General features: G+C 65.8%; 16 protein-coding genes. All 16 read right to left on the reverse strand.

All coding sequences use genetic code 11. The annotated features are described in order from the left end of the window. Window positions 1–7: 7 nt before the first annotated feature. The 16 genes from FHU31_RS24925 to FHU31_RS31275 all read right to left on the reverse strand — a co-directional run bounded on the left by FHU31_RS24925 (window position 8) and on the right by FHU31_RS31275 (window position 13,039). A complete protein-coding gene (locus FHU31_RS24925; protein WP_167163401.1) occupies window positions 8–1,117 on the reverse strand; it encodes a hypothetical protein in 1,110 nt (369 codons plus the stop codon). Window position 1,118: 1 nt separating this feature from the next. Continuing rightward, on the reverse strand, window positions 1,119–2,243 hold the full coding sequence (locus FHU31_RS24930) for a phage tail protein (RefSeq protein WP_167163402.1): 1,125 nt from the start codon (window positions 2,241–2,243) through the stop codon (window positions 1,119–1,121). Beyond that, a complete protein-coding gene (locus FHU31_RS24935; RefSeq protein WP_167163403.1) occupies window positions 2,240–2,728 on the reverse strand; it encodes a phage gene 29 protein family protein in 489 nt (162 codons plus the stop codon). Before FHU31_RS24935 ends, FHU31_RS24930 begins: the two co-directional genes overlap by 4 nt. Next, window positions 2,728–3,180, reverse strand: a complete 453-nt coding sequence (locus FHU31_RS24940; protein ID WP_167163404.1) for an HNH endonuclease signature motif containing protein — start codon at window positions 3,178–3,180, stop codon at window positions 2,728–2,730. The genes FHU31_RS24935 and FHU31_RS24940 overlap by 1 nt, the downstream gene beginning before the upstream one ends. Then, the gene (locus FHU31_RS24945; protein WP_308206758.1) at window positions 3,177–4,862 is read right to left on the reverse strand and encodes a Gp37-like protein; all 1,686 of its coding nucleotides are present in this window, start codon (window positions 4,860–4,862) and stop codon (window positions 3,177–3,179) included. Before FHU31_RS24945 ends, FHU31_RS24940 begins: the two co-directional genes overlap by 4 nt. Window positions 4,863–4,924: 62 nt before the next feature. Continuing rightward, window positions 4,925–5,953 carry a hypothetical protein gene (locus FHU31_RS24950; RefSeq protein ID WP_167163405.1) on the reverse strand — a complete coding sequence of 343 codons (1,029 nt, stop codon included), beginning with the start codon at window positions 5,951–5,953 and terminating at the stop codon, window positions 4,925–4,927. Beyond that, window positions 5,950–9,186 carry a VldE C-terminal domain-containing protein gene (locus tag FHU31_RS24955; protein WP_167163406.1) on the reverse strand — a complete coding sequence of 1,079 codons (3,237 nt, stop codon included), beginning with the start codon at window positions 9,184–9,186 and terminating at the stop codon, window positions 5,950–5,952. The genes FHU31_RS24950 and FHU31_RS24955 overlap by 4 nt, the downstream gene beginning before the upstream one ends. Beyond that, window positions 9,187–9,480 (reverse strand): hypothetical protein, encoded by a 294-nt coding sequence (locus FHU31_RS24960; protein ID WP_167163407.1) that lies wholly within the window; start codon window positions 9,478–9,480, stop codon window positions 9,187–9,189. Next, window positions 9,467–10,261 (reverse strand): hypothetical protein, encoded by a 795-nt coding sequence (locus FHU31_RS24965; RefSeq protein ID WP_167163408.1) that lies wholly within the window; start codon window positions 10,259–10,261, stop codon window positions 9,467–9,469. Before FHU31_RS24965 ends, FHU31_RS24960 begins: the two co-directional genes overlap by 14 nt. Then, window positions 10,251–10,622, reverse strand: a complete 372-nt coding sequence (locus FHU31_RS24970) for a hypothetical protein (protein WP_167163409.1) — start codon at window positions 10,620–10,622, stop codon at window positions 10,251–10,253. The genes FHU31_RS24965 and FHU31_RS24970 overlap by 11 nt, the downstream gene beginning before the upstream one ends. Continuing rightward, entirely contained in the window at window positions 10,619–11,134 is a 516-nt protein-coding gene (locus FHU31_RS24975; RefSeq protein ID WP_167163410.1) for a hypothetical protein, read from the reverse strand. The genes FHU31_RS24970 and FHU31_RS24975 overlap by 4 nt, the downstream gene beginning before the upstream one ends. Before the next feature lie 25 nt (window positions 11,135–11,159). Further along, on the reverse strand, window positions 11,160–11,525 hold the full coding sequence (locus FHU31_RS24980; protein ID WP_167163411.1) for a hypothetical protein: 366 nt from the start codon (window positions 11,523–11,525) through the stop codon (window positions 11,160–11,162). 20 nt (window positions 11,526–11,545) lie between these two features. Beyond that, window positions 11,546–11,794, reverse strand: a complete 249-nt coding sequence (locus FHU31_RS24985) for a hypothetical protein (RefSeq protein ID WP_167163412.1) — start codon at window positions 11,792–11,794, stop codon at window positions 11,546–11,548. Next, complete coding sequence (locus tag FHU31_RS24990) at window positions 11,794–12,141, reverse strand: hypothetical protein (protein ID WP_167163413.1); 348 nt, start codon at window positions 12,139–12,141, stop codon at window positions 11,794–11,796. Before FHU31_RS24990 ends, FHU31_RS24985 begins: the two co-directional genes overlap by 1 nt. Beyond that, window positions 12,138–12,680, reverse strand: a complete 543-nt coding sequence (locus tag FHU31_RS24995) for a hypothetical protein (RefSeq protein ID WP_167163414.1) — start codon at window positions 12,678–12,680, stop codon at window positions 12,138–12,140. Before FHU31_RS24995 ends, FHU31_RS24990 begins: the two co-directional genes overlap by 4 nt. After that, window positions 12,680–13,039, reverse strand: a complete 360-nt coding sequence (locus tag FHU31_RS31275) for a hypothetical protein (RefSeq protein WP_208411364.1) — start codon at window positions 13,037–13,039, stop codon at window positions 12,680–12,682. The genes FHU31_RS24995 and FHU31_RS31275 overlap by 1 nt, the downstream gene beginning before the upstream one ends. Window positions 13,040–13,098: the final 59 nt, after the last annotated feature.

The raw sequence follows: 13,098 nt of genomic DNA on the forward strand, positions 1-13,098 counted from the left end.
ATCCCACCTACTTGTAGTAGAAGATCACCAGGCCGGGCGCCCCGGGCCCGCCGCTGCCACCGGAGCCGGGCAGCCCGTTGGATGCGCCGCCACCACCACCCCCGCCGCCGGGGTAGCCGCCGGCCCCGCCGTTGCCGCCACCGTTCAGTGCGACGGTCGCCGCGCCGCCACCGCCACCACCGCCGCCACCGCACTTGACCGATGCGCCGGCCGATACCGAGTTGCCGGGGGAACCCGACGATCCGAACGACCCTGAGCCGCCACGATTGCCGCCGGTAGCCAGAAGCGACGGTGAGCCCGGTGTGCCGTTGGACGTGTTGTAATCGCTTCCGTCACCGCCAGATCCGGGGATCGACGCGGACGGGGTGTAGCCCAGCGGAGTGGACATCCCGCCTGCGGACCCGTGCACCGCCGACTGCGCCAGGATCGCCCCGGTGTGCGGGGTGGCGTTGTGCTCGCGCACGTAGGACAGGTTGCCGGCCGTCGCGATCCGTGTGTCCAGGGCCGTGATGCCTGTCAGGTCTACGCGGTGCACGATGTACGAGCCGTGCAGGCCGCCGATGCCACCGCCACCGCCGCCGGAGGAACCGTTGTTGCCGGTCTTCCCGCCGCTGAACATGCCGACGTTGAACTCCGCGGGCAGCGGCGACGGGACAACCCAGTTCACCTCATCGGAGGTGATCGTGTGCACGGTGTAGCCGTTGACCACCGCATCTTTGATGCTCTCGATGGTGTAGGTGACCTCGAATACCGTGCCGGTCGCACCAGATCCAAACCAGCCGTTGAAGATCCCCTTGAGAACGTCATCGAAGTTGGTGAACAGGCCGGGCAGATTGAAGATCTTCGACGGGTCCAGGATCGGGATCTGGAAGGGGTCGAGGAAACCGCCGATGAGCCGGGCGAAGTAGGTGATGCCGTCCCAGATCGCCTCGACGCCATTGTTGACCGCGTTGATGACGTCTGTCGGCGTGGGGAGATTGAACAACTGGCCCAACCCGGCGAGAGCCTGATTGATCGGGTTGCCAGACTTTCGGACGGTGTCATCGATACTCTCGAAGTCCAGCAGGTTCCGCAGCGGCGACCGATCGTTATCGGGCCGCCGCCGATCCCAGGCCATGTCAGGACACCGGGAACTGCAGCAGCCGGACCTGCGACTGCGGCGTCGTGAACTTCCACGAGCCGGTGCCGCCCTTCTTGTGCCCGAACACGTAGAGCGTCATCGCCTGGCCGGCGGGCACGCGCCCGGTGCCAGAGTCCGGGCCGACCGCGCGAGTCGGGTCCTCGGTGTCGGAGAAGTGCGGGTGGATGTGCGACACCGTCAACGAGTCCAGCGTCGACGGGTCGTACCGGCCCAGGCCGCACAGCGGCTCGTTCTCACCCGTGGACGCCCCGGTGATCCCGATACGGACCTCGATCTCGACCTGCGCGGACGACGGAGACAGAATGTTCGGGCTGTAGCGCGCCCAGTAGAGATGCCCCGTCACGTCCGGGTACCAGGCGTAGGCCAGTGGATCGAGATCCAACGACGCCAACAGCTGGCGGCCCGCGTTGCCCTGGTATGCCGTGAAATTCGCTTCCGGGATCGTGACCATGGTGGCCGCGGTCGGCGACAGATCACCGGGCTTGAACTTGCCGAGCAAGTCCGACCAGACGATCCCCTGGCCGTCCTGCGGCGGCAGGGTGTTGTCGTAGTCCGGTGCACCGCGCAGGATCGTCGACGGGCCCACCGGTCCGCGCAGCTTCTCGGACGGGAATTCGATGTTGAACCACGGCGCGACCAGCGTGCCGGCCGGCGTGACGTTGATGTCGTCGTCATCCGGGTCGGACGTTTCGCGGAAGCTGGCCGTGAAGTTCACATCTGGTGTGATGCCGCGCGGGCCGGGGATGCCCGCGTCGACAGCTTTGTAGGTGCCGTCTGTGCCGATCTTGTCGACGTAGACGTACCAGGTGGTGCCGATGATCCATGCCCGGCCGTTGTCGGACTCGTTGAGGGTGGTGACGTCGGGCAGGTCGCCGATGGTGGCCACCGAGGAGTCCCACTGCACATCCATGACCGGCATCGGCTCGCCGGGGTCGCCCTTCGGGCCGATGAACACGTCGAGGAGCAGCTCGCCCTCACCGTTGACGACGGTGAACGTGCCGCCGACCCGGCGTGGGTCGCCTGCCTGGCGCGGCATACCCCAGAACCCCAGCCGCACATCAGCATTGCCGATGAATGTGGGTTCACCGAGTGGAATGGTCATGCCCCGCCGCCCTTCTTCTCGTCGTCAGGTTCGGTGGTGTCCACCGTGAATTCCTTCGCGATCTGCTGAAGGAGCAAGTCGCGCACCTCTTTCGGGAGCTGCTTGTCCAGCTCTTCGCGCGCCCGGGCGGCCATGCGCTCGACCTCTTCGGGGTCCACCTCGGCCTTCGGTGGCGGATCGAACTCGGACTTGAGTCGCCAGTTGATGAGCCGGAACATGCCGGCGTCGTCCTCGTCAACATCGGGCCAGATGTAGGACTTCTCGTCATCGACGTCCCCGCCGGCCATCGCCAGGTGGAAGGCAATGTTGGCGATTGAGCCCTCGTCGACCATCATCGCGACACCAGATGGCCCCACGGGGTCGGTCATCGCGTCGCGCAGCCGGTCCACCCGATCAAGGAAAGCGGGCAGATCCATCTTCGGGACCGCGTTCATGTACGGGAACGTGTTCGGGTTGATCATGTCCGCGGACTGTTGGTACGGCATCAGGCAGCCGCCTTCCGCGCCTGGCAACGCAGATACGACTCACGAGTCTGGTCGCGCTTACACGTCGGGCAGATCCACGCGCCACGGTGGTTCTGCACCCGCCCGCTGTTCGGATGACCCCGCTTACAGAACCCCAGCGGGAACCCGCGCCCCTCCTGCCGGCGGTTCTGAGCCACGGTCAGCAGCCGCAGATGGTCGACATTCACACACCGCTTGTCGCAGTGCTCCGGGTTGCAGTGATCGACGTCGAACCCATCGGCGACCTGGCCGTGAACGTGCACCCACGCCGCCCGGTGCGCGGTGGTGCCGTGGTTGCCCTTCTCGTCGCGCCAGCCGATCTGCGCATAGCCGCGCGACTGCACCGAGTACGTGCTGATGTGACAGCCGTTCTCGCCGAGAGTCCAACGGTCGAAGGCACGTTGGCCGACGCGCTCCGGAATCTCTTTGCTCAAAACATATCCCCACTTCCAGCTAGGAGGGCTGCAAAATTTGCGATGTTCGCGATGGCCGAAAACCCCTGCGCCAGCGGGTCTTCTTCGCGGGAGTCGTCGCCGAATGACAAGGTGGGGCGGTTGGATCCCTTGCGGGTGCCGCCGCGCTTGACCGCCATGATCTGGTCGGTGTAGAGCACGTGGCGGCGTTCGGCCGAGCAGCGTGAGCCCAGGCGGACGTCTTCGCCGAGCACGTACGGTGAGCCGTCGCCGACGTCGAACTTGAATGACGTGTAAGGCCTGGTCTTCCACCAGCCCTCGCGCAGCGTCATGACCGAGCTGATGGTGAATGCGGACCCGGACCCGACCTCGAAGTACTCATTGAATCCGTACGGGCCAACCTCATCGGTGCGGCGTGGGTCAACGAATGCGATGAAGGCGAGCAGGGTGTCGTCGAGCTGACCCTGATACAGGTTGTCCAAACCCTCGGTGCCGGTGGCCTGGGTTCCGAGGATCACATTCGCCAATTGGCTTATGCCATAACGGATTGCGAATGTGATGGCCATGTTGACCCACTGGGGTGATTTCCCGCCAGTGAGAATCCGAAGTGCTCGGCTTTTGTGGATCACCATCGTGCGTTTCTCGGCGCCGCCATAGCCGACGTCGCGGTACACGAACGGGGGCCGCTTGGGTGCGACACCGAGGATCTTGCGGATGAACGGGTCGGTGACGCCGTCGCCGTCGCTGTCGACGTTGATCAGCGATTCGGTGATCAGGTCATCGGCGGTGGCCGCGAACAGGTTGAGCAGGCCGTCGATCGCGGTGCCCGTGGGTCCGCCGACGCCGGACTGGTCCTCGAAGGACAGGATCACGCACGCGCGGGTGGGCTTGAGCTTCTCGGCCAGATCCGGCCCAAACACGGTGTACGGGGCCGGATCTCCCGGCAGCCATGTGTACGCGTGGCAGATGACTCCGGCGTCCTTCATGACCGGCGTCAGGATCGTCTTGGCGTCCTTCCACCTGGCGCCGAACGTCACCCACCGCGACTGATCGAAGACCGGGTTGACCGGCATCACCTGGACTGGCCAGTTCAGCGGGGAGATGTTCTCCAGCCACGTCTGCGGCGAGAACACCCGGCGCGGGATCGGCGACCAACCGTTGAGCGTGTAGATACGCGCGAGGTTGATCATCGTCGCGGTGGCGCACGCCGTGACACAGCTGCCACCCCAGAGGAACATCTTCGGGATCTGCACGGCCTCGGGAAGCAGAGGCATCGCAGCCAGGTAAATATGCTCCAGATGCTTCCGGTTCGATACGACGTTGAGCGTTGTCCGAGTGGGCTTTCCGCGCTCCTCGACGTCCTCGATCGTGTCGACCTTGCCGCCCCAACGGTTCTTGAAATCCGTGGGCTTCTCGGGGTCCGGGTCGATCGTGACGTGGAGGTCCTCGGCCGGGCGCGTCTTGAACACGATGATTTCGCGCAGCCAGTCGTTGTCCTTGCCGACGATCTCGATGTGCGACATGCCGTCGTCGTGGGCCAGCTCCTCGCAATCCCACGATTCCGGAATCTCGATGCGCGCCAGGAACTTGTGGTTCTTGTCCCACACGCGGATCAGCGGCTTCGGGATCTTCCGCGTGAGGTAGGCGTGGCGGCGATCGAACAGATGGTGTTCCATCTGCGCGAACTCGGTGGCGCTCAGCACCACGTCCCCAACGGGTTATGCCCGCCGTCCCAGTGCGGGAGGCGGGTGGCGGCAGCGACCACTTAGCTGATAGCTCTCTCGAAGCGCTGCGGCAGGCGCACGGACACCCGCGCACCGACCTGTGAGTGGTAGATCGGCAGCGTCGCAACGGTGTTCGCCGGGATCGGCTGGGTGAATCCCTGCCCGTCGAAGCGCTCCAGCACGGTCTCAGTGGACGATTGGCCGATATCGATGCCCAGCCACTTGAGCAGCTCGGCGTTGTCGAGAATGTTCAGCATCCAGTTCTGCACCGGATCCTTCTCACTGATCGCGATACGGTGCGACGGGTCGGTGTCAATCAGGCACGTCTCCCCTGCGTACAGGCGCGGGACGCGGATCATGCGCCCGGACAGCCCATCTGGCAGCCAGCACCGGCCCGGCGCGCTGACCACGTAGACCGGCCAGGTCGGGATCGTCGAGGCGTTCGCGACGATGATCTTTCCGGCCTTGACGGGGATCTTCGGGGCCAGCTTCCCGCTGTCACGCTTCACATACATCGTGGGATCGGACTGGCGCACCAACCACGGTTCCGGCCGGCGGTCAGGCTGGCGCCACCGCGGCTCGCCGTCAGCTGCCAGCAGAATGTCCCACTCCTGCATGTTGCCGCCGTTGACCGTGGGATCAACCTCGAGCGGTGTCTCGACCTTGTCGAGGAGCTGCATCGGGAGGTAGTACTCGCCGCCCCAGCGGGTGAACGGGCAGAACCATCCCGGGTTGTCGCCGGTCATGCCGTCCCACCACAGCGATTCGGTGTCGAACCAACCGTATTCGGTGTCCGACATGGTCATCACGCGCATGCTGATCTCGCGGCGCTCGTCGACGATGCGCTCGAAACGGGGCGGCCCGTAAGCGGGTTCGGACCAGACGCTGGTGAACGGGACGTGCACCATGCCGGAGATCGGGCCGGTGATGATGACGCCCTGGGCGCCCTCGTTGTAGCCGCCGATATCCCAGACGCGATCGTTGCAGCCGATCCATTTGATGTTGATGCCGTTGGCGGCGCGGTGGGCGGGGACGTCACGCCAGCGCGGCCGGATCACAGGTGCGGTCATTGGATGGGGATCCTCGGGATGGCGCGCTGCTGGTTGCGCTGCTGGCGTTTGTCGATTTCGTCGGCCGACCAACCGACGTTGCCCGCGATGGTGGTAGAGGCGTCGATGGTCACCGGGGCGGGACCAGGAAGCTGCCCAGAGCCCGGGTGCACACCGTCAGCGGGCATCGGCGGGACCGCGATATCGGGCATACCGAACGGGGTGGGTGACGTCGTGCCCAGCGCATCGCCCAGCAGGCCGCCGGGTGTCCACTCGCCGGACTGGTACTGCGACACCATCGGGACGATGTTGTTCAGCAGAGTGCTCGCGGTCTGCATGATCGGCCAGGACGAGATATCCAGGCCCGTGGTTTCTTTCAGGAACGAGCCGAATATCTCTCCGATCGGACCCAGGCCGGAACCGCCGTCCTTGCCGCCCTTCTTCTTGGCCTCCTTCGCCGCGGTGAACTTGCCCCTGGAAGTCTCGGCCGCGTCGGTCTTCGCGTCGTCGGCCTCGCGGCGGGCCTTGGCGGCATCCGACTTGGCGTTCTCGACGGCGTTCTCAGCGCTCAGCTGCTGCGACTCGGATGCGTCGGCGTCCAGCTCGGCCAGCCGCGCCTCGGCCTGCGCCACCGCCTGATCCGCGCGCTTGACCCGCTCATTCGCATCGTCGATCGCCTGCTGAGCCTGCCGGATCGCCTTGGGGTCCTGCTCGTAGTAACCGGGCTCGCCGTCCTCGTTGTAGCCCGGTGTGCCCTTGCCGGGCTCGTAGCTGGCGCCGAATGCGCTCACCTTGTTGGGGTTCTGGCCCGTCGATGTGCCGGGCAGGGACGTGGTCGCGCTAGTCGTTCGATAGGTCTGCCCCTGGGCCGGCGCATCGGTGTCCTTGCCGCCCGGCTCAACATGCACGTGGACGTGATCCAGGTGATTCGCTGTCGACCCGCCGCGATCCTCCATCGGCGTCGAGGTGCCGTCCGGGTTCCACTGCCGTTGCTGCCACAGCACGTAGGACACGCCGGGCTGCTTCAGCGCTTCGGCGGCGACCTGATCGCCGTAGGCCTTGCCCTGCGGGGTATTCCAGTTCGGGATCATGACATCGATCGCCTTGCCCGAGGGGTGCTCATTCGGGAAGTTGGCATCAGCCCGGTACCCGCCGATATCGCTGATCTCAGTGAACTTCGACGCGATGTCGTCCTTCACCGCGACGGTCTGCGGCAGCAGTCCAGCATCACTACCCACCTTGCGTGGAACACCACCTGCGCCGCCGGCTGCGGCGATCTGCAGATTCAATCCCGCACCGCGGCCACCCCCGCCGGGGATCAGCGGCGGCAGACCGGGGAGCTGACCAGAGGGCGGCCCCGAGAGAACATCGAGCGGGTTCTGACCCGGAACGCCCTGCCCCGGTGCCGGTGCCTGGCCAAGCAATGCAGGGACCGGCAGATTGCCGATCGCCGAGAGTTCCGCCTTGAGGCCTTTGACGTTGTCCCACGCTGTGCCCGCCGCGGTGCCAATGCCGTCGACGGAGGTGCTCAGATCGTCGTTCTTCCCGGCAGCATTCTTGGCCTCCTCGCCCAGATTGTGAATGCCATCCCGCAGCGTCTTCCAAAGATCACCGTCCGCAGCCGCATTCAACTTCACGCTCAGGTCACCGAGGCTGTCGTTGAATGCCTTCGCCGCCTCGTCGTCGTAGCCCGGAAGCCAGCTCAGGCTCTTCATCACCAGCGTGTCGAACAGATGGACCAGGTCGACAATGCCGGCCATCACCTTCGTGGTGACCTCTGCTGAACTGATCGCCGCTTCACCGAAATCGACAAAGAAGTCGATGACCTCACCCTTGTGCCCGGACACCCACTCAGAGAGTTCCGTGAGCTTGTCGTTCACACCGTCAAAGACGCTGCCTGCCAACGGCTCCAACGCGACTGCGACCTCGTTCTTGAGGTCCTGCCAGCGCTCGGCCCAGTCGGCGGTGTCGTCCGACACATCGTTGATGTCCAGCCCGGACTGATTGAGTGAGTCTGAGAGGGCCTGCACGTCAAGGTTGCCTGACTTGATCGCGTCGAAGAAGTTGACGCCGCCCTTCGCGCCGAACACCTTGTTGGCCAGGTTCTGCGCGCCAGCCTGATCGCCGGCTTTGATCAACCGGCTGATCTCGGCAACGGTGTCCCGCAGCCCCTGCGACGCGGTCTTGCCGTCCTTCGCGAACACCACCGCGCTCTTGGTGATGCCGGCCAGCATCTTGTCCGCATCCAGACCGGCCTCTTCGAAGGTGGTGACCAGCGCGGCGGACTCTCCGAAGTCCAGGCCGGCGGCACGCAGCGCCGCACCGCTCTTGACGACCGATGCCGTCATGTCGTCGATCTGAAGGCCGCTCTTGGTCGACGCCTCATACAGCGCGTTGAGCGCGGCGGGCTGGTCAGCGACATCTACACCGAAAGCGCGGAACGCCTTGCCGAGATCGCGGATGTTGACGTCCTGGCCCATGCGCTGCAGGTTCGCCAGACGCGACGTCATCTCTTCCAGCGGCTCGCCGGTCAGGTGCAAGCTGCGGGTGACTTCCGCTGCTACGTCGCCGATCTCGCCGAACGTGGAAGGGACGTTGGTCGTGCCGAGTTCCTCGACGGACATCTTCAGCCGGTCGAGTGCGTCTCCGGACAGGCCCGTCTTCGTCTGGAGGCTGTCCGACAGATCATCGAACTGAGAGCCCAGCTCGTAGAGCCGATTGCCGACAGTGAGCGCGCCCGCGCCCAGCGCAGCGATACCGGCCAGCGCGACTCCACCGGCGAGCGCGCCCACGCTGGACAACGAGCCGGACAGCTTCCCGAACCGGCCGCCGAGATCATCAGTCCCGTCTGCGAGCCGTTGCTGGGCATCGTGCAGCGACCTTTCGCTCGCCTCAGCATCCTTGGCCGCGCGCGCTGAGTCCCGGAGAGCTTTCGCCCGCCGCTCCTCGGCCGCCGCGATCTGATCCGACTTGCCACCAGCGCGAGCCTTGGCAAGTTTCTCCTCCTCGACACGCACCTTGCCGAGCGCGTCGTCGGCCTTGTCCTTCAGCTTCTGATACGCCTTGGACGCCGCCTCGACCTCACGCTCCAGCGCCTTCAGGCCATCGGCAGCACCGGCCGCCATCTCGCCGCCGGCCTTCTTGCCGATCCCGCCGAAGACCTTCGACAGCTTCGACTCGACCTGCTTGTCGATCCCCTCGAATGAGGCGATGACCGGCAGCGTGTAGTACTCGCCCAGCTCGTTACCGGACATTTACAGCGTGCATTCCTTGGCCACCGCGGTCAGGAACACGTCCAGGAACCGCTTGAAATCGGCCTTGGTGGTGTTGTCCGTCAACCGCTTCCACTGCTTCGGGCCGACCAGCTGCTCGACGAACTTCAGCCAGTCGAGCAGAGTGCCGGTCGTGGAGGCCTGCACGCGCGCGATCCACGCCTGTGTCGGCCAGTCGTCGGAGTCCTGGGGGATCGTGAACTTCTGGCCGTTGAATTCGACCGTGACCGTTGACGATTCCTGATCTTCGGCGGGGTTCTTCTCATCCTTGGGCATGGGCTGTCTCCTCTTGTAGGGCTCGTTGAGCGTTCGCGCGCGCACTGCTGAGCGCGGTGGTCTTCTTCTGAGCGGCGCGGCGCTTGTCCATCCGGGCCTTGTGGTCTGCTGCGTCCTGCTCGGATTTGGCTGCGACGGCATCACGTTCCCGCTTCTCGGCCGCCGACATCGGCCTGGACGGGTGCCGGCGCTTGGCCCAGAGTTCGAACAGATCCATCAGCAGCAGATCGGTGTTCGTGTAGTGCAGCCGGCCGTTGTTGATCGCGATCGCCAGCGCCGAATCGACCGGCAGATTGGACAGTCGCTCGTGGATCTGGCGCAGGGTGAGCTTGCGCTGGCCGCGGCGGGTGAATCGCCACCGATCGCGGTAGTCGATGTGCCAGAACCGGTTCAGGTCAGATTCGACCTTGCCGGGCCACTCGTCGATCAGGTTAAGCAGGCGGGGGACGCCGCCGAATGCGATATCGGTCTTGATGCCCTCGTCAGCCGGGACTCCGACCGCCGCGGCGAACGCATTCGATGCTGGGACCAGGTGCCGCTTCTTCGGGGTGGCCGCCACGAACGCGGGCCACTGGGCGCCGAGCAGCTCGCGCAACGCCAGGACGAGCAGCTGCTGGTTGACCGTGATCTGTTTGGTGGTGGTGTTCAGGAGCCGGCAGCGACGGATGCTGTCGAGTGGCCAGCGGTCGAGGTCGAGCGGGACCAGGAACTCGTGGCCGCGGTAGTCCGCGGTGACGAATTCCTGGCCCGCTGCTTCGGCCTCTATGGGGTTACGCGTCACCGACCGGCGGCGCGTCGGTCACCGGGGTTTCGGTGGCCTGCTTGCCGGCGGTCTTGCCGGCCGCCTTGACGGGGGCCTTCTCCGGCTTCTCGTCCTCGACCTTGGCGACCTCGGGCACCGTGTCGCTGGTCTCCGGCGCCTGGCCCTCGATGGCGTCCTCGACCACCTCGGCGTCGACGACTTCGGGCTCGTCCTCGACCCGCTTCGCCACGCTCTTGATGTCGACGAACGACTTCGCCGATGCCGGATCGACCCACACCTGCTCGCCGATCCGACGCTTCGGCGAGCCGTCGAGCTCGTCGACCGTGTCCTCCGTGAACTCGATGAGGACGCGACCGCGCCGCTTGTGGATACCGCTCATGCCGGGATTCCTTCCTGAATCGTCCAGATGTCCTGACCATCCGGAGTGAGCGTGACCTGGACGTCACGCCCCTTGACGTCCTCGGTCTTGTCGTCCTTGGGCACCCAGAACGTCGCCTTCTTCTTCGAGATCCGGCGCTCCAGATATCCGTCCTCGTGTACGAATTCCAATGCCACGTAGGTCATCACCGGGCGGGGCACCTTGCCCGGTCGGACCAGGATCACCGTCGCTTCGTTGTCCTCGTAGAGGTTGAAGTTCAGCGTCGACTTCGGATTCTTGAACCGCTCCAGCACGACGCCCTGCTGCCAGGTGTCGACGTCGGCGCGGTTGATATCGCGCGGCATCTCAGCACCCGGGTCGCCCTTCATCAGGCCACCGGGCAACCACGCCGCGGGCAGCGCCGCGTCGATATCAGCGGGCACATGGGTACCCGCAACGAACACCACGTCCGGATCGAAGATGAACACGTCACCGGTCACCAGGATCGAGATGTTGCTGGCATCACCAGCCATAGCAATCTCCTTGTCTTGAAAGGGGTTAAGCGGTTTGCCTCACGGTGACCGACACCGTGATCGACGCCAACATGGCGCCTGTCTCCCGGTCCTTCGTGATGAGAGGAACCGAGACGCTTTCGATCCGGGCAATGCCCGGCTTGTTGGCCACGACGAACTCCGCGGCGTTGACGACGGTTTCGCGGGCCACGGTGCGGCCGGTCGCGTAACTGGTGAGCCGCAGCACCGTCAGGTACGGGGTTGCCTTGGCCATCCACGGGCCGCGCAGGACCGGGGGTCCGCCGTCGTCGGCGACCAGCACCACCGGTGTCCCGGCGACCACATCGAAGGTGGCGGGGACCTCCAGCGTCGCGTCGAACGGCGTAGGAGCTGCGCGCAGAGCGTCTTTCACACCCCGCACGTAATCGGGAATCATCCCGGCGTCAGCCCCGCACGCCCTGCCGCCCGCGTCGCCACACCATCGCGTGCCTGCGCGTCGGCCGGCACCTTGATCCCGACCACGAAACGGTCGGTCTCGTACTCTTCGAGCACGGCCTCACCGCCGATGTCCGCAGCGACCTTCGCGGCCGCCGCGCGTAGCGCCGCCTGCAGCCCCGGACCCTTCTTCAGGATCTGCTCGACGACCTTGGCGTTGCGCTTGAACCCCGGCTTCTGGGCCATCACGCCTTGCCCCGCGCCGAATGGCAGAGGACCACGACACCGCCACGTCCGCCGGCATCCCATACCTGGGCGCGGCCGGCGCAATCGCGGTCCCGGACCAGGATCCGGAAGTTGTCGGTGAGCGCCTCGACGGTCGCCTGGTAGTCCTGGGTGTCGGGGATCCGGCGCCGCAACGGCAGGAACACGGTGAACTCCACCGAGTCCAGGTCGCCGCCGACACCGAAGCGCCTCACAGTGTTGCCTGGTGCGATCTCCATGGCCATCACATCGAACGGCGCCCCGGCGGGCTGCGGGTCACCGTCAGTGTTCGGCTCGGCCTGCGGGGTGATCGTGACCAGCTCGCTCACGCCGCGGGCTCCAGCCGGTACTTGTCGAGCAGCGACCGCTCAACGTCGCTGAAAGCTGACCCGGCGGCCATCGCCTCGGACGGGTACTGGAAGGGGCCGACCACGGTGGGCCGGCCGCCGACCGATGCCATTGATGAACGGTCGATCCACGAGAGGACCGCGGCGTTGAAGTCATCGGCGTCATCGAAGCCGTGGGTCATCTTCACCACGAGGCCACTGAATCGGCAGGTCCAGTACGCCCCAGAGCGCTTGCGGACCATGCCCTTACCGGAGATTTCGAGATCGGCGAGCACGAGGTCGATACCGTCCTCGGTGAGCTTGGTCAGCTCGTCGAGCCGGAGGGTCGGCAGCGTGAGCAGCCGGCCCCCCGGCCCGTCGAGGGTGATCTCGTCGTCATCGATCACCGGTGACACGTGCCACCCGCAGTACCGTCGAGCAGCAGCAATCCCAGCGGGCAACAGTCGCAACGTCTCCAGATCGTCACGGTGAAGCCGTCCCTGGGTGTACTGCTCGACGGCAGCTGCGTTGAGTTCAGGCATTAGGCCTGAGCGCCCTCGGTGCTACCACCGGCGGATCCGGCACCGAGCGCGTCAGCAGCCGCGGCGGCCTGCTTGGTGCTCGGCGCCTTCGCCTGCTTGTTGGCCGGTGCTGCAGCAGCTTTCGCCCGGGCGGCTTCGGCCGCCGCCTCGGCGACCTTCTTGGCTTCCAACTCCTCGGCCTCCTTCTGTGCCGCGGCTTCCGCCGCCTCGCGGGCCTCGGCCTCCGCCTTGGCCGCCGCCTCGATCCGCGCCGACGCCAGATCCTTCTTGGTCAGACCCAGCTCCTTGGCGTCCTCATCGGACAGCTGCAGCGTGGTCGCGTGACCGTTGACTTCGACGTCGTATTCCTTGAGCCCCATGGGGTCACCCTTCTGTGAAGTCGGACCCGGCCGAGGGGTCGCCCCGGCCGAGCCCGAAT

This window comes from Mycolicibacterium fluoranthenivorans (genome assembly GCF_011758805.1).
Taxonomy (GTDB): Bacteria; Actinomycetota; Actinomycetes; order Mycobacteriales; family Mycobacteriaceae; genus Mycobacterium; species Mycobacterium fluoranthenivorans.

What these genes read in the sequence shown, in the direction of transcription:
- FHU31_RS24985 (WP_167163412.1), bottom strand. Translation starts at nt 11,794, where the DNA reads ATGGCCCAGAAGCCGGGGTTCAAGCGCAACGCCAAGGTCGTCGAGCAG.
- FHU31_RS24930 (WP_167163402.1), bottom strand. Translation starts at nt 2,243, where the DNA reads ATGACCATTCCACTCGGTGAACCCACATTCATCGGCAATGCTGATGTG.
- FHU31_RS24970 (WP_167163409.1), bottom strand. Translation starts at nt 10,622, where the DNA reads ATGAGCGGTATCCACAAGCGGCGCGGTCGCGTCCTCATCGAGTTCACG.
- FHU31_RS24960 (WP_167163407.1), bottom strand. Translation starts at nt 9,480, where the DNA reads ATGCCCAAGGATGAGAAGAACCCCGCCGAAGATCAGGAATCGTCAACG.
- FHU31_RS24935 (WP_167163403.1), bottom strand. Translation starts at nt 2,728, where the DNA reads ATGCCGTACCAACAGTCCGCGGACATGATCAACCCGAACACGTTCCCG.
- FHU31_RS24955 (WP_167163406.1), bottom strand. Translation starts at nt 9,186, where the DNA reads ATGTCCGGTAACGAGCTGGGCGAGTACTACACGCTGCCGGTCATCGCC.
- FHU31_RS31275 (WP_208411364.1), bottom strand. Translation starts at nt 13,039, where the DNA reads ATGGGGCTCAAGGAATACGACGTCGAAGTCAACGGTCACGCGACCACG.
- FHU31_RS24995 (WP_167163414.1), bottom strand. Translation starts at nt 12,680, where the DNA reads ATGCCTGAACTCAACGCAGCTGCCGTCGAGCAGTACACCCAGGGACGG.
- FHU31_RS24975 (WP_167163410.1), bottom strand. Translation starts at nt 11,134, where the DNA reads ATGGCTGGTGATGCCAGCAACATCTCGATCCTGGTGACCGGTGACGTG.
- FHU31_RS24925 (WP_167163401.1), bottom strand. Translation starts at nt 1,117, where the DNA reads ATGGCCTGGGATCGGCGGCGGCCCGATAACGATCGGTCGCCGCTGCGG.
- FHU31_RS24950 (WP_167163405.1), bottom strand. Translation starts at nt 5,953, where the DNA reads ATGACCGCACCTGTGATCCGGCCGCGCTGGCGTGACGTCCCCGCCCAC.